The sequence below is a fragment of the Acinetobacter sp. CY17 genome (assembly GCF_059515825.1).
The window spans coordinates 135206-155432 of record NZ_JCAKMX010000006.1 but is presented as its reverse complement, the minus strand read 5'-3'; the positions used below and the strand labels follow the sequence as shown (position 1 = coordinate 155432).

Here is a 20227-nt window from a genome sequence, read left to right as displayed (position 1 = left end):
GACCAGTCATAGACCGGTCGTCGAGTTATTTACAATTTTGTTTAGACTGTAAAATCCTCACCTAAATACACCTGTCGCACCTTCTCATTGGCTAAAATATCCTTCGGTGTACCTTCAGCGATGACAGCACCTTCACTGACAATATAAGCACGTTCGCAAATGGCCAATGTCTCACGTACGTTATGATCCGTGATTAATACACCAATACCGCGATCCTTCAAAGTGGTAATAATATCTTTAATATCACCGACCGAAATTGGGTCAACACCGGCAAAGGGTTCATCGAGTAACATAAACTTAGGGTCAGCCGCCAAGGCACGGGCAATCTCAGCACGGCGCCGCTCACCACCCGATACGCTCATTCCCAAAGAATCTTTAATATGAGTAATTTTAAAATCTGCCAAAAGCTCATTTAAACGTTGCTTACGCTGTTCTTTATTGAGATCTTTACGGGTTTCTAAAATCGCCATAATATTCTCCGAAATCGTCAGTTTGCGGAAAATAGAAGCTTCTTGCGGTAAATAGCCAATACCTTGGCGGGCACGTTCATGCATCGCCAGATCAGATAAGTCTAAATGGTCTAAATGAATCTCACCTTTATCCATACGCACAAGACCCACCACCATATAGAAACTGGTGGTTTTGCCTGCACCATTAGGACCGAGCAAACCGACAATTTGCCCGCTTTGCATACTAAACGACACATCTTTGACCACCCAACGTTTGCTATAGTTTTTGGCTAAATGTTTGATGGTTAAAGTTTGCGGCTGAGAGCTAGGCATTAGTCACGTGCTCCTGGGAAGGATTTAGTGCTCGATGGCGGAATCACAATTTGCACACGACCTGCCGATGAACCGGTTTTATTTGGCGTACCAATCGCTTCAATATCACCTTTATTCATGCTGTAACGTAAAGTCGCACCTTTAAGACTGGCGCCATCTTGCTCAAGCATCGCATTGCCAGACAAGGTCAAAATTCCAGTTTCTGCATTATAGACAATTTTATTGGCTTGACCCTTAGCTAAGCCTTTATTGGCTTCTAGTTTTTGCTGAAAACGTGCCGGTGAACCCGTTGCAGTAATGGTGCTAATCTCTTTTTTAGCATTTAAATTGGCCACAATGCTGGCTGCTTGTAGCTTCATGGTGCCTTGTTCCACTACAACGTTACCACTGTAGGTCATCACGCCACTTTTTTCATTAAAACTACCGCGGTCTGCCACCAAGGAAATCGGCTGATTACGATCAGAGGGTAAAGCCCATGCAGTGCTCGCTGTAAGCATGGTCAGTCCAATCAGGGCTGCTTTAAGCAATGGGCGACTTTGCTGAAAATTACGGTTCATACGTTCCTCGAATATTAAAAAATTCGTATTGCCCTTCATTTAAATTGGCTTTCAAACCTTGGCTTACAAATTCAGCTTGCGGTGATTGCACAATCACCATTTTATCCGTTTCGATATCACGGCTTTGTGGATATAGCGTTAACTCAGTGGTGTCCAGTTGCATTTGCCCATCGGTTAAAATTTTACTGGCCGAGACCTGCTCTGAAAGCACCACTTTTTCATTATCATTATAACTGTGGGCTTTTTTTGCAGCGAAAGTCGAGTTGACCACTCCATTTTCGTACATCGAAGCCTTTAAGTTATCCAATTGAGCAGTTTGCTTTTGCATGTCTTGCTCGAGTCGATCAACTGTCGCTTTAACATACAATTGCCCCTCTTCATTGGTTTGGGTCAAATGAATATTCTCAGCAGAATAAGTCATGCTTTGTGCAGCATCAGCTGCCAGCTTTTGCTCTTTGCCGCTGTAATAGTAGTAACCACCACTTACAGCAGCAATCGCAACTGCTGCGACGTATAAAACTTTAGTATCCATCGCTGTGGTTTCACTTAAACGGTTGAATTATTTATGTGGGATTGCGGTGTATTTTTCAAGTAACTCTTCGTATACACCTTTGGACATTAACAACATGTCACAAATCTCACGCACGGCTCCGCGTCCACCATAGGCTTGGGTGACTAAATCGGCACGGCGGCGCACTTCTAAATGACCATTGGGTACAGTCACTTTCATGCCCGCAATGGCAAAGGCAGATAAATCTGGCCAATCATCGCCCATATACAGGCAATCTTCGGGCTTAATGTTTAATTGTGCACAGGCTTCACGTAAAGCAGTGCCTTTATCTTCACGGCCTTGATAAACCAAATCCACCCCAAGATCAGACATGCGTTTTTCAACAATATTGCTCTTACGACCTGTGATAATAATGACTTTAATTCCTGCTTGTTGCACCAGTTTCATGCCTAAACCATCACGGATATCAAAGGATTTAATCTCATCCCCTGTGTTGGTTAAAGTCACAAAACCGTCACTTAAAATCCCATCGACATCTAGTACCAAGGCTTCAATGTGACGCGCTTGTTCCAACAAAATATAAGAAGCCATTAATTTACCCCAGCTTGAATTAAATCATGCATGCTAATCACGCCAATCACTTGATTGGCATCATTCACTACTACAAATTGGTTAATCTTTTTATCACGTAATTTTTCTAAGGCCTCAACTGCACGTGCCTCTGCCGAAATGGTCGAGGGCTGAGCAATCATGACCTCAGACACTGGTAAATTCACGTCAAAGCCTTGTTGTTTGTCAATTAAACGACGTAAATCACCATCGGTAAAAATACCTAACAAGGTATCGTTTTCGTCCACAACAGTGGTCAAACCTAAGCGTTTATCCGAAATTTCATACAACACTTGATTCATTGGTGTGCTTGGTGAAACTTTGGGTAAGTCTTTGCCCGTATGCATTAAATGTTTGACATGTAACAATAAACGTTTACCTAATGCACCAGCAGGATGCGAACGGGCAAAGTCATCAGCAGTAAAGCCACGCGCATCAAGCAGCGCCACGGCTAAAGCATCACCTAAGGCTAAAGTTGCTGTGGTACTTGAGGTGGGTGCTAAACCGAGTGGACAGGCTTCAGTAATATTGCCCAAGGTTAAAGCAACATCAGCATTTTGTGGCATAGGACCTGAAGCATCGCCACTAATGGTAATCAGTGGCACTTGTAAATGCTTAATCAATGGCATCAGCATCATAATTTCATCACTTTTGCCAGAATTTGAAATCGCGATGAGCACATCACCACGCATGAGCATGCCGAGATCACCATGACCTGCCTCGCCCGGATGCATAAAGAATGATGGTGTGCCTGTAGAAGCAAAAGTTGCTGCCATTTTACGTCCAATATGCCCAGACTTCCCCATACCTGTAATCACAAGACGACCTTGGCATTGCAAAATAATTTCACAGGCACGGCGAAAACGCGCGTCAATCTGTGTTGCCAAGACTTGCAATGCTTGTTCTTCAATCTTTAAGGTTTCTAAAGCAACTTTTTCAAAGTCGACGAGATTGGGCATGTTTGGTGGATTCAATGTCTTAACCTTCACGCTACTGCGTGTATCAGGGGGTGTCAGCAAAAATGAATTTTCGCAAATTTTAGCATATCTATGCAAATGGCATTTTTAAAATCGCCTGCTTTTTGCAAGATCACACTTGGCTTTGGGAAAATAGCGCGGAAAACTTTGTGAAAAATGGGCGTTACGTTATGATTAGCGCATCTTTTTGTTAATTTTTATTGAAAAAGCCATGCAACCATTTGTTCTCTATAACTCAGAGCAGCGCAAAAAAGTAGAATTCGTACCCCGTGTAGAAGGTCAAATTGACATGTATGTTTGCGGTATGACCGTCTATGACTACTGTCATATTGGACATGCGCGTGTCATGGTTGCATTTGACTACATTATTCGCTTCTTACGTAGTCAAGGCTGGAAAGTTAAATATGTACGTAATATCACCGACATTGACGACAAAATTATTAAACGTGCCAATGAAAATGGCGAATCAATTACGCAATTAACCGACCGCTTTATTCAAGCCATGAATGAAGATGCCGAAAACTTAGGTTGTTTACACCCAGATGAAGCACCGCGCGCGACTGACTATATTGGTCAAATGCAAAATATGATTGGCACTTTAGTGGATAACGGTACTGCTTATCCATCTAGCAATGGCGATGTTTACTTCCAAGTAGAAAAATTTGCCAAATACGGTCGTTTGTCAGGTCGTAAACTTGAAGATATGCAAGCGGGTGCATCTGAACGTGTCGATGTTGAAGTTGAGAAAAAACATCCGTTTGACTTTGTGTTATGGAAACATGCCAAAGAAAACGAACCGTCTTGGGCGTCACCTTGGGGCAATGGTCGTCCGGGTTGGCATATTGAATGTTCAGCCATGTCGACCTGCTGCTTAGGCAACCATTTTGATATTCATGGCGGCGGTTCAGACTTAACCTTCCCGCACCATGAAAATGAAATCGCGCAATCTGAAGCAGCAACTGGCGAACAATATGTCAATTATTGGATGCATGTCGGCTTCATTAACGTTGATGGCGAGAAAATGTCTAAATCTTTAGGCAACTTCTTTACCATTCGTGATGTAATGGAGAAATTCCACCCTGAAGTGATTCGTTACTTTATCGTGTCTTCACATTATCGTAGCCCAGTGAATTTCTCTGATTTTGCCTTAAAAGAAGCCAAAACCACCTTAACCCGCTTCTATCATTCATTTAAAGCCTATCAAGCGGTTTATGGTCATCAAGTACTTGCAGCGGTAGACGAAACTTTAGTAGAACGCTTTAATACCGCCATGCGTGATGACTTTAATACCTCAGAAGCCATTGCAGTATTGTTTGAAATTAACAAAACATTAAATACCGCAGTGAAAGAGCAAAATGCTGAGCAAGCGCACATCGCCTATGCAACACTGCGTCACTTAACCGATATTTTAGGTTTAGTGCAGTACGATGTAGATGAATTCCTAAAATCAGATATTGGTCAGGAAGCCCTAGGTCTAAGCCCTGAACAAATTGAAGATTTCATTCAACAGCGTGTGGATGCTAAAAAAGCCAAAGAATTCGCGCGTGCCGATGAAATCCGTCAACATTTGCTCGATCAAGGCATTGTTTTAGAAGATACCCGTCAAGGTACAGTATGGCGTCGTGCTGATTAATTGAGCAGTCAATATTGTACAGCGTTGACATTGTGCTTCGATGCTCTATAATAACCCTCATTGCGGGAATAGCTCAGTTGGTAGAGCATAACCTTGCCAAGGTTGGGGTCGGGAGTTCGAGTCTCCTTTCCCGCTCCAGAATATGAAAAAGCCGAGATTAACAATCTCGGCTTTTTTTATGCTTAAAAATTTAAAGGGAGTGCTTACTCCCCTGTTGTTATTGCTGCTGTTGAATCTGCTGACTCATGAGCGCATAGACTTGCTGCAAATCTTCACGCTTAGCATCTATCAGCATTTGTTGATGCATATTTAAAATATGCTGATCACCGCGTATGGCTGGCCCTGTTTGCACCTGTTTCGGATCATACTGAGTGGCTTTATGCGTCGTTTCTCGCATAAGTGGATAAAGCAAACTAAAATCAACGTGTTTGGCATCTAAGATTTGCTTGGCCATAGCAAAACAAGAATTGCTAAAATTACAAGCAAATACCGCAGCCAAATGTAAGCTTAAACGTTGCTCAGAGGTGTAAGCATAAACACGCTCACTGATCTGCTGAGCTAAGTGCAATAATTGGCCTTGATCCTGCTCATGCTGTGCTTCAATAAACAGCGGCGTACTGGTCCAATCAATTTGACTTTCAAAACTAAAGCTTTGTAACGGATAAAATACGCCTACACGGGAATGCTCTTGGCTGAGCACATTAATATGGGTACTGCCTGAAGTATGCACAATACAAGCCTCGGTCAAATACGGCGCTACCGCTTGAATCACGCTTTGAATTGCTTGATCACTGACCGCAATAATTACCAAATCAATCTCAGGGTTTAAATGCTGTACCTCACTGACCGCACGTGCCGCCACGCGATCAGCCAGCTGTTGCGCTGAGCTTAAGCTGCGACTATAAATATCTACAATTTGATGCTGTTTGGCTAAAACATGTGCTAAATGATGCGCGACGCGTCCCGCGCCCAGTAAACTAATTCGCATAATATCTTCAGTCTTGAACATTTGTGACAGCATGCCAATAAAAAAAGGACGAAGCAATTCGTCCTTTTTATCGTACTTCGCTTAAGGCTGTTTTTTAACACCTTGCTCATCTACCGTACGCACGGTACCGGTTTCGGTATTGACCACTTTAAACTCAATACGACGGTTTTTAAATTTGCCCGCTTCAGTTGCATTGTCGGCCACTGGCTTTTCTTGACCAAACCCAACTGCTTTGAGCTGATTCGGATTCACCCCTTGACTGACGAGATATTTAGCCACAGCTTGGGCACGTTGTAAGGATAAACTCTTGTTAGATGCAGCATTACCCACGCTATCGGTATGTCCTTCCACCGTTAGCCCCACATGTGGCGCACTTTTCATCAATTCAGCAGCTTGATCTAAAATGGCTTTATTAGTTTGTGGAATTTCACTTGAGGCAGTCGCAAAGTTAATAATCTGTAAATTCAGTGCACTGGCAATATCCAGTGCTGTCACGTTATTACGATCAATACTTGATAAGGCTTGACCTGCTTGGGTCACACTATCATTAATGGCACGATCCACTTCAGCCGGCGTACTGGCTGGCATGGCGGCTGCCTCACTGGCTGCACCCACAACAGGCAACACTGACAATTTTAATTTATTGAGCAGTGGATTAATTTTAGCCGCTAAACTTTCCGCATCAGCAGGGTTAGCCGATTGGATTGTCAACTGATCCCCCTGCCATTCTAAATTGGTATTGGGTACACCTTTGACATGTTTTAATACTGTTGGAATTACATCCTGATCGACAAAAGCATTCCCATACATGGCATTACTCTCTGCACCACAGCCCGTTGGATTGTTAAAGATTTGTTTCACCTCTTTTTGTAAGATATCCATGTATTTCGGATTATTTAGATACACCTGACAAGTAACTAAATCACCCGTCGCACCTGTATTTAACTGTAAACGCGCAGCTTCAGTTGCTGCCGCTTGTGTGGCCGCAGGTGTTGCAGGATCAACTTTTTTATCACCATTACAGGCTTTAAATAAAAATGCCAATAACGCTGCAAGAATTAAAAAAGCAATTAATGGCAGCAAAAAGCCTGACTTTTTCTCTTCTTTTGGCGGATGCACAGATGTTGTTGTAGGCGTTGGATGCACATTTTGTGCAGCAGCAGTGGTGACACCCAAACCTGCCAAAATTGGCAATGCCCATGTCGGTAAGTGACGTTGAATATTGGCCCACTGTGTGGTTAAGAAATGGGCAATACCATCATCATCGGCAGTGCCTGCTTCATTTTCAAGTACATTTAAAGTCGGCGCGATGGCACGGTTTAAGGTGGCTTCGGTTTGATCAACTGGAATAGTGGGACTCAAATGCTGAAGTAATTGCTGTTTTGAATCACTATTGCCCGCAAATAAATCCGTAATCCTTGGATTGAGTTGATTTTGTAAGCTTTGGATTAAGCCCGGCTTTGATTTGAGTAAGGCAAGTAAAATGGGATAAAAAGCGCCTAATGCCTGATTTTTTTCTACGACATAGTCTTTTTCACCATCCAATACCATCGCAGAGACTTTCTGCTTGAGTACTTCAATGATATCTAATGTCATACCAAGACCTCATTTTATTGTGATTATTGTATGCTTGTAATCTAAGTTACATTTTTAGTGTAAAGAGCCTTTCTTTAGACTATGTAAATAATTGTATGATTTCTAGTCAATCCTGACAGCTAACATCACTGCTGTTGTTCTGCTATGGCCTGCGCTTCTTGGACTGCCTGTTCAAGACGTACGCGTTCAGCTTCTAAACGCGCTGCTTCATAGGCGCGTGCTTCGGCTTGTGCGGTGGCTTGTTCTTGGCGCTCTCGCGCCAATTGATCTGCTTGTTGCTGCCGCTCGATTACTTGCGCGGCACGCTGTTGTTGTTCTGCACGTACCTGTACTGCTGCTGCGCGTGCCTGTGCACTTTGTGCGACTTGTTGCTCGAGTTGTTGGATTTTGCTGCTTAAAAGTTGTGTTCTGACCCGTGTCATTTTGGCTTCACAATCGAAGTATGCAGCGTCGGCTTGCTCGGCTTCTTGGCTTTCCAATTCACATTCGAGTTTGCGTTTTTTCAGCCATAAACGCTGCTCAGGCAATAGATATTTGCGAATTTGTGGCGTAGTGGCATTCCAAACTAAATTAATTTGTTGATTTGCCACGTCACGGCGGTTTCTAGCTTCTTCAGCTAATACATTTTGGTAAGCAGCGTGTAGCTGTTGCTGTTGTTCGATATATTGCTGTTCTTGTTGTTGCTGCTCGACAATCGCATCTTCTAAAGGGATACGCAATAACGCATCTAGACTCACATCGCGAATAAAACCTGCCAAGGGTTCGGGATTATCTAAAGTCACATACAGTTTACTGCCATCGTCGGTGGGTTGTACCGCATAATGCAGCTGCACTAAGGCTTGGGAATGATTTAATTCTAAATGTGCCAGTAAGGCTTGCTGAGCCACCGTGGGCTGTTCGCGGATGGCACGTGTGGCATTCGCATCCATAAGCATATCTGGCGGCATTTTGGCCACTAAGGTGGTAACACAACGTAGCTTAGTGGTTTTGTCATCGGCTTGATCAGTACGCACATCAGTGACGTTAAATTGCCATCTTGATAATTGCTGGCGTAATTGCGCCAGATCTATGTGTAGATCATCATTTTTGGTTAGCTGTTGCAGGTGTAGAACAGATTGTTGTTGCACATTTTTTTCTAAATTTTGTATCAGTAATTGTTTGGAGCTGTCTGCGTTGCATTGATTTTTTTCTAGCGCCACTTCCTGTTGACAAGCTGCGAGCAATATCGCCACCGCCAAACATCCTATTGTTCTTCGCATAGCATCCCTCTTTGCATAAAAAAAGTCAGCCGCAGCTGACTTTTTACCTATACTTCAGGCTTATGCATTGAATGTACGCAATGCTTTACCTTTGAGTACCTGTTGCAGCAATGGCGTATTTTTACCTTGTGACAAAATTGTGGTTTTGTCTACGGTCCATGTTAAGTCTGGGTCAACCAAAACCAAGCCCGCTTCACGCTGCCAGCGCTCAGCCATTTGTGCCACTTGAGCTGGTGCAAGCGTCACTTTTTCAACCCATTCTAAAGCTGATAATAAGTCTTCATCCACCAGTTGTACACCTAAGGCGATAAACGTATCAAATGCACTAATTCCTGGCTCAGTTTCAGCAAATGGGGCCATTTTTGCCGAGCCACTGAGCGGTTCATGATGGGTACAAATGGCATCAATCACGCCATCTTTTAAACCTTGACGTAAAAGCTGTTTATCTTGCTCTGAACGTAACGGTGGACGTACATGTGCCAGTGAGTTAAAACCATCAATTAAATCATCGGTTAAATGCAGTTGATGCATGGCTACATCACAGGTCACAGGTAAACCCTTGGCTTTGGCTGCTTGAATGAGTGCTACAGATGCACCACTTGACAGTAGACCAAAATGCGCACGGACTTTAGTGGCTTCGACCATGAGTAAATACTTGGCAATGGCAACCGTTTCAGCCAGTGCTGGAATCATCGGTAAGCCTTGGCGTGATGCAATAAAGCCTTCATGTACGCAGCCATCTTTGGCAATTTGTGGTTCTTCTGCATAAAATACCACGGTCATATTGAGACCAGCTGCATATTCTAGGGTACGAAGCACCACATCGTCATCAGCAAATGCTGCGTTGGCATTGGTCACGGCGCTACAACCACCTTTTTTAAGACCCGCCATATTCGCTGGTTGCTGACCTTTTAAACCTTGAGTTTGTGCACCAATCACTTCTAAATAGATACCACCATCAAGCATGGCTTTTTCGACTAAGCCATGAATAAGCGCGCCATTGTCTTGTACAATCGGCTTAGAATCTGGTGGGGTAAAGACATGCAAAATCCCGTTTTCGCGTGCTGCACGACCTTCAGATTTTAAAGTCCCGTGTTGCTGCTGACCCGGTTCACGTAAACGTGCACATAAATCCACCATAGTCGGCATCAACCATTTGCCTTGACCATCAATAGTTTCATCCACAGTGTCTACAGCTGCAATGCGTTTACCATTTTGGATATACACGGTTTCAACGCTGTCAGTTTGAGCAATCGGGTCGAGTACGCGTACGTTTTCAATTTTTACAATAGTCATGACTGATCCCTTAACCTGCAATCGCTTCAATTAAACCTTGTGCTTCAAGCTGACCTTGCATTGCAAGCGCCAACACTGCCATACGTACCGCAATCCCGTTCGTCACCTGATTTAAAATCACCGCCTGTGGGCCATCGGCAATACTTGAATCAATTTCAACGCCACGGTTCATCGGTCCCGGATGCATCACGATACAATCTGGTTTTGCCAGCGCTAAACGTTCTTGGTTTAAACCATACATACGATAAAACTCAGCTTGAGATGCCAATGCTGGTGAATCAATCCGTTCATTTTGAATACGTAAAGTAATAATCACGTCACAGTCTTGAATTCCCGCTTCCATATCGTTAAATAAACGCACTTCTGGGCCATATTCGTCAAAACCGTAAGGCAGGAGCGTATTGGGTGCAATCACGCGAATATCTTTACAACCTAAAGTTTGTAGTGCTGCAACATCGGAACGTGCCACGCGTGAATGTTTGATATCGCCAATAATGGCAATCGACATGTCTTCAAAATTCTTTTTGGTTTCACGGCGAATGGTCAGCATATCCAGCATCGCTTGAGTCGGATGTGCGTGACGACCATCACCTGCGTTAATAATGGCCACATTTGGGCAAATGTCTTTGGCAATAAAATGCGCTGCGCCTGAAGATGAATGACGCACCACAAAAATATCGGTGGCCATGGCTTCTAAATTCCATAGCGTATCGCGCAGCGTTTCACCTTTAGAGGTACTTGAACGGGCAATATCAATGTTGAGTACGTTGGCTGATAGACGTTTTGCAGCTGCTTCAAAAGTAGTACGAGTACGAGTTGAATTTTCAAAAAACAAGTTCATCACCGTTTTGCCTTCGAGCAAATTATTGGTGATCAGTTGATTTTGTTCATTAAAGAAAGATTGTGCAGTATCTAAAATTTGGGTGAGGGTTTGTTTTGAAAGACCTTCAATGGTCAAAAAATGTTTTAAATTGCCGTGTTTATTGAGTTGAATCTGGCTCGGGGTGTGTAATGCAGCAAAGTGCATGAGAGATTCCTTATCGGTTAAGTTGATGCATTATACAGAGATTAAAGGCTTTGGGCAGATGAGCTAGACACCATTCGTACAAAAAGCAGCTGAGTAAATAAAAATTAAAACTAAAATTCTTATTTGATAATTCAATTAGATAATTTAAACAGATTCTCGATATACTGTGTGCTTTCCTCAAATAAAGCTGCAGTTTTAGGCATATCTTCACCGCCCATGATATGTAGTATTTTTAAGCGTTCATGGTTAAAAAAAGAAAAGCCTGAAACAATCCTCACGCCCCTCCCCTAAACTGCCTAAAATACGCTAAAATAATAGATTGCTTTATTGCTTTTGGAAATTTACATGAATTCGAAAACCCGTCTTTCTACGTATTGGGTCACCTGTGCAGATGGACTTGAACTCCTCCTTCAAGAAGAAATCGAAAATTTAGGAATTCAAAAGATTGAGCGTTTACCGGGTCGTTTAATTTTCCAAGGCACACTCGAACATGCTTATCGCATTTGCATGTGGTCACGTTTAGCCTCACGTGTGTTAATGCCAATTCACACGCATGCCATTGAGTTTAGTCATGATGCGCGTGATGTTGCCGAAGAACTCTATGAAGGTGCAATGGCTTTTGACTGGTCATTGATTTTTGCTCCGCAAAGCACCTTTGCCATTCGTTTACATACCGAGCGCGAAATTAAAGTCAACACTCAGTTTGCGACCTTACGTGCTAAAGATGGTGTCGTCGATTCCTTTATGGAAGCCGTGGGTAAACGTCCAAGTATTGACACCAAAGCACCTGAAATCACCATGTACATTTTGGCAGGTAAAACTGAGCATACCTATTGTTTAGATTTATCGGGTGATTCATTACATAAACGTGGCTATCGTCACTATATGACTGATGCGCCTATTAAAGAAAACTTAGCAGCTGCGATTTTACATAAAGCACAATTAGCACACGTACAGCCTGAAGTTTTACTCGATCCAATGTGTGGTTCAGGTACCTTTATCATTGAATCATTAATGATTTTAACGGATCGTGCACCGGGTCTTGTACGTCGTTTTGGCTTTAATGGCTGGAATGGTCATAACCACGAACTGTGGATGAGCATTAAGGCCGAAGCGGCTGAACGTCATCAAGCAGGTCTTGCGAAAGACTTACCAAAAATGTATGCCTTTGATGCCGACTGGGAAGCAGTTAAAGCCACCAAGAAAAATATTATTGCGGCAGGTTTTGAAAATCTACTCGATCAAATTCAAATTGAAGAACGTACTTTAGCCGACTGGCCTGACTTTAAAGCTGAAGGCAAACATGCCTTTGTGGTGACGAACCCGCCATACGGTGAGCGTTTAGGTGAAAAAGCCTCAAACCGTGCTTTATATTTAGGTTTATCAGCACTGTTACAAAAGAACTTCCCAAATCAAACTGCGGCAGTGATTGCCTCGCAAATTGAACAAGCCGATGTTCTTGCTTTTAATGCACCACAAACCTTACGTTTAATGAACGGTAAATTACCGATTTACATTCGTTCAGGTCAAGTAAAACCGGCCAGCGTAGTTGTACCATTCTTGGCAGAATGGCAGCCACAACAGTTTGAGCCAATTGAAGGTGCTGTTGAGTTTGCCAATCGTTTAACCAAAAACATGCAAACTTTAAAGAAATGGGCAGTCAAAGAAGGTATTTATTGCTTACGTTTATATGATGCTGACTTACCTGACTTTAACGTTGCAATTGACTTATATGGCGATCGCTTGCATGTGCAAGAATATGCGCCACCTAAAACCATTGACCCTGAAAAAGCCAAAAAACGCTTTAACTTAGCCTTACAAGCGATTCGCTCTGTAACGGGTCTAGGTCGTGATGCGATCTTTATTAAAACGCGTGCCCGTCAAGAAGGTAAGAACCAGTACACCAAACAAAGTACTGCCTCTAAGCGTTTTATTGTACAAGAAGGCAAAGCTAAAATTTTAGTCAACTTAACTGACTATTTAGATACTGGTTTGTTCCTCGATCACCGTCAAATGCGTTTACGTATTGCCAAAGAGGCCAAAGGTAAACACTTCTTAAACTTGTATAGTTATACCTCTACAGCCAGTCTACATGCTGCTTTAGGCGGTGCTGCAAGTACCACCAGCGTCGATTTGTCCAATACATATCTCAACTGGTCTAAAGAGAACTTTGTACTCAATGGCTTAACGGTTGATCATGCTGACGAACAACATATGTTCTTTGCATCAGATTGCTTTGAGTGGTTAAAAGAAGGTCATGAGCAATATGACTTGATCTTTATTGATCCACCAACGTTCTCCAACTCTAAGAAATTCTATGGTACTTTTGATGTACAGCGTGACCATTTGTCATTGCTAAAACGCGCCATGAACCGCTTAACCACAGAAGGTACCTTATACTTCTCAAATAACTACCGTGGTTTTGAAATGGACGAAGAAATTTTAGCCTTCTTTGATGTGGAAGAAATTTCAAGCGAAACCATTGGGCCTGACTTTAAACGTAACCAAAAAATTCACCGTTCTTGGAAAATTAAACATCCTCAAACGGACTAATATTTGTATATAAAAAAACCGCGCCAAGGCGCGGTTTTTTTTATTGCATTAACTTAATTTGACTTTATCAAACACCAATTGACCATTTTCTGCTGTGACTAAAATATTGTCACCTGGTACATAGTCACCCGCTAAGATACGCTGTGCCAAACCATTTTCCACTTGTTGCTGAATGGCACGTTTCAATGGTCGCGCACCGTACACAGGATCAAAACCTGCATCAATCAATTGATCAAACGCAGCGTCATCTAAGGTCAATTTTAGATCACGTTCCACCAAACGACTGCGTAAACGCTCGAGTTGAATATCGGCAATCCCACGAATCTGGGCTTTTTTCAGACTATGGAAAATCACCAGTTCATCAATACGGTTAATAAACTCAGGACGGAAGTGTTCACTGACCGCCGCCATCACCACACTACGTACTTCATCATCCGTTGCATGATTGCCTAGTTCACTCACATCATTTGAGCCTAAGTTGGACGTCATCACAATCACAGTGTTTTTAAAGTCCACTACACGGCCTTGGGAGTCGGTTAAACGACCATCATCCAACACTTGTAGCAAAATGTTAAACACATCTGGATGGGCTTTTTCCACTTCGTCAAACAACACTACGCTATAGGGTTTACGACGCACAGCCTCGGTGAGTACACCACCCTCTTCATAACCGACATAGCCCGGAGGCGCACCCACCAAACGGCTGACTGAATGTTTTTCCATAAATTCAGACATATCAATGCGAATCATGGCGCTATCATCGTCAAATAAGAAGTTGGCTAAGGCTTTGGTGAGTTCGGTTTTACCCACACCCGTTGGCCCTAAGAACAAGAATGAACCACTTGGACGGTTAGGATCGGATAAACCTGCGCGTGAACGCCGTACCGCATTGGCAACAGCCACTACAGCTTCATCTTGACCTACCACACGCTGATGCAAGAAATCTTCCATATGCAGCAGTTTTTCACGCTCACCTTGCAGCATTTTGGCCACAGGAATGCCAGTTGCTGCACTCACCACTTCGGCAATTTCATTGTCTGTGACTTTGTTACGTAGCAATTTTGGTGCTTCACTTTCAGTTGCAGTTTCGACACGTTCAATTTGCTTTTGTAACTCAGGAATCACGCCATATTGCAAACGCCCTGCTTCTTCTAAGTTACCTTCACGCTGTGCTTTTTCTAAAGCAATACGTGCTTGATCGAGCTTGACTTGTAAATCTTTATTGCCTTCAACCAAGGCTTTATCGGCACGCCAGATTTCTTCTAAATCGTTATACTCTTTTTCCACTTCGGCGATTTGCGCTTGCAGATGATCAACTTCAGCTTTGGCGCCGGCATCTTCATCTTTTTGCACCGCAGCCAATTGCATTTTCAGTTGAATTAAACGGCGCTCGAGTTTGTCTAAACTCTCTGGCTTAGAATCCAGTTCCATTTTAATGCGTGATGCAGCCTCATCAATTAAATCAATGGCTTTATCTGGCAATTGACGGTCAGTGATATAACGATGTGACATTTTTGCCGCAGCAATAATGGCTGAATCTAAAATCTGCACGCCATGATGGGTGGCATAACGCTCTTTTAAACCACGTAAAATCGCAATGGTGTCTTCCACACTTGGCTCATCCACCAAGACTTTTTGGAAACGACGCTCGAGCGCAGCATCTTTTTCGATGTACTGACGATATTCATCTAAGGTGGTTGCACCCACACAGCGTAATTCACCACGTGCTAGGGCTGGTTTAAGCATATTGCCAGCATCCATCGCGCCATCGCCTTTACCTGCACCCACAAGCGTATGCAGCTCATCAATAAACAAAATGATTTCGCCATCCTGTTTAGCTAAATCTTTAAGTACCGCTTTTAAACGCTCTTCAAACTCACCACGATATTTAGCGCCCGCCAATAATGCGCCTAAATCCAGTGACAACACGCGTTTGCCTTTTAAGCTGTCTGGCACTTCACCATTCACAATACGCTGCGCCAAACCTTCTACAATGGCGGTTTTACCTACACCTGGCTCACCAATCAATACCGGATTATTTTTGGTACGACGCGATAAGACTTGAATGGTACGACGAATTTCATCGTCACGCCCAATCACAGGATCTAATTTGCCTGCTAAAGCACGCTCATTTAAATCAATGGTGTATTTATTGAGTGAGTCACGTTGATCTTCATGATTATTGCTCATGACTTTTTCATCCCCTCGGATTTTTTCAATCACTTGGCGTAAGCTTTGACTGTTTACGCCACTTTTTTGCAATAGATTTTTACTGGCACCCACTTCACTTAAACCCAATAGCACCCAATCGGTAGATAAAAACTCATCGCCCGCTTTATTGGCATAACTGTCTGCGAGGGTTAAGGCTTTCACCGCTTCAGGATTTAAATTGATATCCGCACTTGGTGTACCAAGCTGAGCAGCATCATTAAGTGCTTGTTGGAGTGCAGTTTTGAGTTGCTGTAGATTGCCACCTGCTTGTTGTAACAGGCTTAAATTGCTCGCTTCTTCAAGTAAGCTGGCTAAAATATGAATCGTATCAATTGCAGTATGATCATGGCGCATAGCCAATGACTGCGCATCTGATAGAGATTGCTGTAAGCGATTGGTAAATTTCTCAAAACGCATTGTTATTGTTCCTCAGCAAATGTTCGACTTGAAGCATATATGGGAGCAGTTCTGTATTTTTCAATTTATTTTTATATATTTTTCAAAAACTTAAATAAAAAATACAGATAAAATACATTATTAATATTGGAGTGAGGATGCACTATTTCAAGGGCTGAGCTTGAGTTTTTAAATTATTTTTAAAAACACTCTACTTGGTAAGTCATTTTAAATAACTGATTAATTTATTTTGTTTTTTTATAAAAAATGTTACAAAAACTGATCATGATCGCCTCAATTGATCAAAAAAAAGACTGATAAACCACCAGCCTTTTAATTGATTATTTTTTAAGCATTATTATTCAGAAATTTCAATAATTTCATAATCATGCGTAATTTCCACACCACCATCAGACAACATTTTGCTGGCTGAACAATATTTCTCAGCAGACAACTCAACGGCCTTAGCCACTTGTTTATCTTTGACCTGACGACCCGTCACTACAAAGTGTAAATGGATTTTAGTAAACACCGCAGGGATACTCTCGGCACGTTCTGCTTGTAGCTGACATACAACATCAGTCACATCTTGGCGTGATTTCTTTAAGATGGTCACAATATCAAACGAGGCACAGCCACCTAAACCCATTAAAATTAATTCCATTGGACGTGGACCACGGTTCTGTCCACCATAGGCTTCTGCACCATCCATGGTAATACTATGACCACTTTCTGATTTGGCTTCAAATGCGACGTGATCCATCCACTGAACTGTTGTTTGCATTGCAACTACCTAAAAAAAGCTATAAATTTACCCTGTAACTGTACACTAACATAAATTGAGTTGATACGGAATTTCATCTCTTGACGTGTGAGCAGCAGATTTAGGTTACAACGCCTATCGTTTATCCACATTCGGAATTGTTAGCATGACTGCAAATTTTTCACAATTAAGCACTGATGCCTTATCCCCAGGTCAGCTCCCAGACTCGGTTAAAGCGCTCCTTAAACGTGCCTATATTAATCGCTACCCAAAACGCACAACTATTGTAGATGCAGGCACAGAATCAAAATCTTTATATCTTATTCTTAAAGGCTCTGTTTCAATTATTTTACGCGAAGATGATGATCGCGAAATTGTGGTTGCCTACTTAAATCCAGGTGATTTTTTTGGGGAAATGGGTTTATTTGAATCAAATCCACAACGTACTGCAGAGGTACGCACGCGTGATGTATGCGAAATCGCTGAAGTGACCTATGAAAACTTCCACGACTTAAGCAAACTGTATCCAGATTTAAGCTATGCTGTATTTGCCCAGTTGGTGCGTCGTTTAAAAAATACCACGCGTAAAGTGACTGACTTAGCCTTTGTGGATGTTTCTGGTCGTATTGCGCGTTGCTTAATTGATTTGTCTTCACAACCTGAAGCCATGATTTTACCTAACGGTCGTCAAATTCGTATTACGCGTCAAGAAATTGGCCGTATTGTCGGCTGTTCACGCGAAATGGTGGGTCGTGTACTCAAAACACTCGAAGAGCAAGGTATGATCGAAACAGATGGTAAAGCCATCTTAATTTTCGATCGCTCTTTAGACGACAATAAAGTCCCTGAAGATGATTTAGATGACGACGAGTAAGCTTAAAGCCCATTAAGCTTAAGGCAAATGTTTCGACATTTGCCTTTTTTTATGCTCTGCTACATTTTGGACAATTGTTTTAACAAATTTCGCACAAGCATAGCAAGAATTGTCATTTTCATTGGTAGCTTAAAGCGCTTAAGCTAGCCGCACATAAACAAACAATAACTTAGGATCAAAAATGAAGTTTAATCGCTTAGGTCAAAGTGGTATTTTAGTGCCGGAGATTTGTTTAGGCACCATGACATTTGGTGAGCAAAATAACCAAGCTGAAGGCTTTAGCCAGCTTGACTATGCCCTAGAACGTGGACTTTATTTTTGGGATACTGCAGAAATGTATCCTGTACCGCCCAAGCCTGAGACTCAAGGCGCGACTGAACGTATTATTGGTAACTATTTAAAACAAAACGGCGGCCGTGACAAAGTCTTTTTGGCCTCTAAAATTGCGGGTCCCGCTCAAGGTGGCAGTCATATTCGCGATGGGCAAACCCGTTTTAACAAAGCCGATATTCAATCTGCCTTAGATGGCAACTTACAACGCTTGCAGACTGATTATATTGATTTATATCAACTGCATTGGCCACAGCGCCCCAGCAACTTTTTTGGTAAGTTAGGCTATAGCAATCAAGAAGCTAACTCAAATTTAGAGATCACACCTTTAGAAGAAACGCTGTCCGCCTTAAGTGATGAAGTTAAAGCAGGTCGTATTCGTCATATTGGTCTTTCTAATGAAACACCTTGGGGAACACTTAAGTTCTTGCATTTGGCGGAAAAACTGGGTTTAGAAAAAGTCGTTAGTGTACAAAATCCATATAACTTACTCAATCGTAGCTATGAAGTGGGTATGGCAGAAATTGCGCAGTATGAAGGTGTGGGGTTACTTGCCTATTCACCTTTAGCTTTTGGTTATCTAACCGGTAAATTCCGTCACGGTGCACGTCCTGCCAATGCACGGGTAACTTTGTTTAGCCGTTTTAGTCGCTATAGCAATCCACAAAGTGAATGGGCTACAGAACAGTATGCACAGCTCGCAGAAAAACACGGTTTAAGCTTAACCGAATTGGCCTTGGCTTTTATTAAACAGCAGTTTTTTGTCAGCTCTACGATTATCGGCGCGACCAACCTCGAGCAACTCAAACAAAATATTGATGCCTTTGAGATTGATTTATCTCCTGAAATCTTACAAGAAATTGAAGCAATCCATATTCAACAACCTAATCCTGCGCCTTAAGAAAAACAAAGCAATGCTTATTTGGATGTAGAGCCAGAAAAAATAGCTTCGTTTTATCTATAAAAAATGATGTGATGACTCGAAAAAAGGCGACCTTAAGTCGCCTTTTTTTTGAACTGAACTTATTTTTTATTGCTTTGATTATATAAAGCTTGCGCTTGGCCTAAGTTCTTACGCATTGCTTCAGTACGTGCACTATTCGATGGATGTGTTGATAAGAAACTTGCACCCTTATTGCCACCATCTAAAGCACTCATTTTATTCCACAAGGTAATTGCCGCTTGTGGGTTATATCCAGCACGTGCCATCAACATTAAGCCACCTTGATCCGCACGGCTTTCTAAATTACGTGAATACGGCAAACCAACACCAATTTGCGAACCCAATTGCGCCGCAGCAGTACCTGCTTCACCAACACCTGCATAACCTAAACCAATGTTAAGCGCGATATTAGTGAGGGCCTGTGCACCAATTTTTTGCTTAGCATGCTCTTCTAAGGCATGCACCATTTCATGGCCCATAATGGCGGCAATTTCCGCATCAGTCAGGTTAAGTTTAGTGACAATACCCGTATAAAACACCACTTTACCGCCTGGTGCCACATAAGCATTAACAGTATCTGATTTTAACACCGCTAACTGCCAATTAAATTTAGTACCCGTCTGATTCATTTGATCAGCATAAGGACGTAGGTTATTAAACACCGTATTAATACGTTTATAGGTTGCTGATGATGTATCTAAAGTGCCATTACTACGTGCCTCAGCGATGGTTTTATTAAAGCCCTCTGTGGCGGTGACATTTAAAGTCGCGCTATCTGCTCCAGCCATATCTGCGACAGTCGCACAGCCTGATAATGTTAGTGCACTGACAGCAAGAGCACTCAAGGCGAGCTTTTTCATTGACAAATCTCCAAACTATTATTTTGATGCAATCACATGAATTATAGGTAATTGTTAGATGA

17 protein-coding genes and 1 tRNA gene are annotated in these 20227 nt (G+C 42.4%); 5 read left to right on the top strand and 13 right to left on the bottom strand.

Annotation, left to right across the window (positions count from 1 at the left end; genetic code table 11):
* Positions 1 to 41 precede the first annotated feature (41 nt).
* The 5 genes from lptB to AC5YCI_RS06520 are packed head-to-tail and all read right to left on the bottom strand — an operon-like array spanning position 42 to position 3418.
* Positions 42 to 782 carry an LPS export ABC transporter ATP-binding protein gene (gene lptB, locus AC5YCI_RS06540; protein WP_496130449.1) on the bottom strand — a complete coding sequence of 247 codons (741 nt, stop codon included), beginning with the start codon at positions 780 to 782 and terminating at the stop codon, positions 42 to 44.
* On the bottom strand, positions 782 to 1339 hold the full coding sequence (gene lptA, locus AC5YCI_RS06535) for a lipopolysaccharide transport periplasmic protein LptA (RefSeq protein ID WP_496130448.1): 558 nt from the start codon (positions 1337 to 1339) through the stop codon (positions 782 to 784). The genes lptB and lptA overlap by 1 nt, the downstream gene beginning before the upstream one ends.
* Positions 1329 to 1871, bottom strand: a complete 543-nt coding sequence (gene lptC, locus AC5YCI_RS06530) for an LPS export ABC transporter periplasmic protein LptC (RefSeq protein ID WP_496130447.1) — start codon at positions 1869 to 1871, stop codon at positions 1329 to 1331. Before lptC ends, lptA begins: the two co-directional genes overlap by 11 nt.
* A 27-nt stretch (positions 1872 to 1898) precedes the next feature.
* On the bottom strand, positions 1899 to 2441 hold the full coding sequence (locus AC5YCI_RS06525) for a KdsC family phosphatase (protein WP_496130446.1): 543 nt from the start codon (positions 2439 to 2441) through the stop codon (positions 1899 to 1901).
* Positions 2441 to 3418 carry a KpsF/GutQ family sugar-phosphate isomerase gene (locus AC5YCI_RS06520; RefSeq protein ID WP_496175302.1) on the bottom strand — a complete coding sequence of 326 codons (978 nt, stop codon included), beginning with the start codon at positions 3416 to 3418 and terminating at the stop codon, positions 2441 to 2443. The genes AC5YCI_RS06525 and AC5YCI_RS06520 overlap by 1 nt, the downstream gene beginning before the upstream one ends.
* 229 nt (positions 3419 to 3647) lie before the next feature.
* Between AC5YCI_RS06520 and cysS the strand changes: the two genes are divergently transcribed.
* Positions 3648 to 5069 carry a cysteine--tRNA ligase gene (gene cysS, locus AC5YCI_RS06515; RefSeq protein ID WP_496130444.1) on the top strand — a complete coding sequence of 474 codons (1422 nt, stop codon included), beginning with the start codon at positions 3648 to 3650 and terminating at the stop codon, positions 5067 to 5069.
* Positions 5070 to 5131: 62 nt separating this feature from the next.
* A tRNA-Gly gene (locus AC5YCI_RS06510) sits at positions 5132 to 5207 on the top strand.
* A 79-nt stretch (positions 5208 to 5286) separates the two neighbouring features.
* On the opposite strand, the gene AC5YCI_RS06505 is transcribed toward AC5YCI_RS06510, so the two are convergent.
* The 5 genes from AC5YCI_RS06505 to AC5YCI_RS06485 form a co-directional block, all read right to left on the bottom strand.
* Complete coding sequence (locus AC5YCI_RS06505) at positions 5287 to 6057, bottom strand: Rossmann-like and DUF2520 domain-containing protein (RefSeq protein WP_496130454.1); 771 nt, start codon at positions 6055 to 6057, stop codon at positions 5287 to 5289.
* A gap of 81 nt (positions 6058 to 6138) precedes the next feature.
* Entirely contained in the window at positions 6139 to 7653 is a 1515-nt protein-coding gene (locus AC5YCI_RS06500) for an OmpA family protein (protein ID WP_496130443.1), read from the bottom strand.
* Positions 7654 to 7778: 125 nt separating this feature from the next.
* A complete protein-coding gene (locus AC5YCI_RS06495) occupies positions 7779 to 8912 on the bottom strand; it encodes a lysozyme inhibitor LprI family protein (protein WP_496130442.1) in 1134 nt (377 codons plus the stop codon).
* 60 nt (positions 8913 to 8972) lie between these two features.
* On the bottom strand, positions 8973 to 10208 hold the full coding sequence (locus tag AC5YCI_RS06490) for a dihydroorotase (RefSeq protein ID WP_496130441.1): 1236 nt from the start codon (positions 10206 to 10208) through the stop codon (positions 8973 to 8975).
* Positions 10209 to 10218: 10 nt separating this feature from the next.
* The gene (locus AC5YCI_RS06485; RefSeq protein WP_496130440.1) at positions 10219 to 11235 is read right to left on the bottom strand and encodes an aspartate carbamoyltransferase catalytic subunit; all 1017 of its coding nucleotides are present in this window, start codon (positions 11233 to 11235) and stop codon (positions 10219 to 10221) included.
* Positions 11236 to 11580: 345 nt separating this feature from the next.
* Here AC5YCI_RS06485 and rlmKL point away from each other — a divergent pair, with 345 nt between their 5' ends.
* Positions 11581 to 13788: a bifunctional 23S rRNA (guanine(2069)-N(7))-methyltransferase RlmK/23S rRNA (guanine(2445)-N(2))-methyltransferase RlmL gene (rlmKL, locus tag AC5YCI_RS06480; protein WP_496175301.1), complete on the top strand. Its 2208-nt coding sequence runs from the start codon at positions 11581 to 11583 to the stop codon at positions 13786 to 13788.
* Between the two features lie 48 nt (positions 13789 to 13836).
* Here rlmKL and clpB read toward each other — a convergent pair whose 3' ends face one another.
* Positions 13837 to 16416, bottom strand: coding sequence for an ATP-dependent chaperone ClpB (gene clpB / locus AC5YCI_RS06475; RefSeq protein ID WP_496130438.1), 2580 nt, complete (start codon positions 16414 to 16416; stop codon positions 13837 to 13839).
* 337 nt (positions 16417 to 16753) lie between these two features.
* On the bottom strand, positions 16754 to 17179 hold the full coding sequence (locus AC5YCI_RS06470) for an OsmC family protein (RefSeq protein ID WP_496130437.1): 426 nt from the start codon (positions 17177 to 17179) through the stop codon (positions 16754 to 16756).
* A 145-nt stretch (positions 17180 to 17324) separates the two neighbouring features.
* Here AC5YCI_RS06470 and crp point away from each other — a divergent pair, with 145 nt between their 5' ends.
* Both crp and AC5YCI_RS06460 read left to right on the top strand, forming a co-directional pair.
* The gene (gene crp, locus AC5YCI_RS06465; RefSeq protein ID WP_496130436.1) at positions 17325 to 18032 is read left to right on the top strand and encodes a cAMP-activated global transcriptional regulator CRP; all 708 of its coding nucleotides are present in this window, start codon (positions 17325 to 17327) and stop codon (positions 18030 to 18032) included.
* Positions 18033 to 18213: 181 nt separating this feature from the next.
* Positions 18214 to 19263 carry an NADP(H)-dependent aldo-keto reductase gene (locus tag AC5YCI_RS06460; protein ID WP_496130435.1) on the top strand — a complete coding sequence of 350 codons (1050 nt, stop codon included), beginning with the start codon at positions 18214 to 18216 and terminating at the stop codon, positions 19261 to 19263.
* A 122-nt stretch (positions 19264 to 19385) separates the two neighbouring features.
* On the opposite strand, the gene AC5YCI_RS06455 is transcribed toward AC5YCI_RS06460, so the two are convergent.
* On the bottom strand, positions 19386 to 20165 hold the full coding sequence (locus tag AC5YCI_RS06455) for a M48 family metallopeptidase (protein WP_496130434.1): 780 nt from the start codon (positions 20163 to 20165) through the stop codon (positions 19386 to 19388).
* Positions 20166 to 20227 lie beyond the last annotated feature (62 nt).

What these genes read in the sequence shown, in the direction of transcription:
- AC5YCI_RS06525 (WP_496130446.1), bottom strand. Translation starts at nt 2,441, where the DNA reads ATGGCTTCTTATATTTTGTTGGAACAAGCGCGTCACATTGAAGCCTTG.
- AC5YCI_RS06505 (WP_496130454.1), bottom strand. Translation starts at nt 6,057, where the DNA reads ATGCGAATTAGTTTACTGGGCGCGGGACGCGTCGCGCATCATTTAGCA.
- crp (WP_496130436.1), top strand. Translation starts at nt 17,325, where the DNA reads ATGACTGCAAATTTTTCACAATTAAGCACTGATGCCTTATCCCCAGGT.
- AC5YCI_RS06485 (WP_496130440.1), bottom strand. Translation starts at nt 11,235, where the DNA reads ATGCACTTTGCTGCATTACACACCCCGAGCCAGATTCAACTCAATAAA.
- AC5YCI_RS06455 (WP_496130434.1), bottom strand. Translation starts at nt 20,165, where the DNA reads ATGAAAAAGCTCGCCTTGAGTGCTCTTGCTGTCAGTGCACTAACATTA.
- lptC (WP_496130447.1), bottom strand. Translation starts at nt 1,871, where the DNA reads ATGGATACTAAAGTTTTATACGTCGCAGCAGTTGCGATTGCTGCTGTA.
- lptA (WP_496130448.1), bottom strand. Translation starts at nt 1,339, where the DNA reads ATGAACCGTAATTTTCAGCAAAGTCGCCCATTGCTTAAAGCAGCCCTG.
- AC5YCI_RS06495 (WP_496130442.1), bottom strand. Translation starts at nt 8,912, where the DNA reads ATGCGAAGAACAATAGGATGTTTGGCGGTGGCGATATTGCTCGCAGCT.
- AC5YCI_RS06490 (WP_496130441.1), bottom strand. Translation starts at nt 10,208, where the DNA reads ATGACTATTGTAAAAATTGAAAACGTACGCGTACTCGACCCGATTGCT.
- AC5YCI_RS06460 (WP_496130435.1), top strand. Translation starts at nt 18,214, where the DNA reads ATGAAGTTTAATCGCTTAGGTCAAAGTGGTATTTTAGTGCCGGAGATT.
- lptB (WP_496130449.1), bottom strand. Translation starts at nt 782, where the DNA reads ATGCCTAGCTCTCAGCCGCAAACTTTAACCATCAAACATTTAGCCAAA.
- AC5YCI_RS06520 (WP_496175302.1), bottom strand. Translation starts at nt 3,418, where the DNA reads ATGCCCAATCTCGTCGACTTTGAAAAAGTTGCTTTAGAAACCTTAAAG.
- AC5YCI_RS06470 (WP_496130437.1), bottom strand. Translation starts at nt 17,179, where the DNA reads ATGCAAACAACAGTTCAGTGGATGGATCACGTCGCATTTGAAGCCAAA.
- rlmKL (WP_496175301.1), top strand. Translation starts at nt 11,581, where the DNA reads ATGAATTCGAAAACCCGTCTTTCTACGTATTGGGTCACCTGTGCAGAT.
- clpB (WP_496130438.1), bottom strand. Translation starts at nt 16,416, where the DNA reads ATGCGTTTTGAGAAATTTACCAATCGCTTACAGCAATCTCTATCAGAT.
- AC5YCI_RS06500 (WP_496130443.1), bottom strand. Translation starts at nt 7,653, where the DNA reads ATGACATTAGATATCATTGAAGTACTCAAGCAGAAAGTCTCTGCGATG.
- cysS (WP_496130444.1), top strand. Translation starts at nt 3,648, where the DNA reads ATGCAACCATTTGTTCTCTATAACTCAGAGCAGCGCAAAAAAGTAGAA.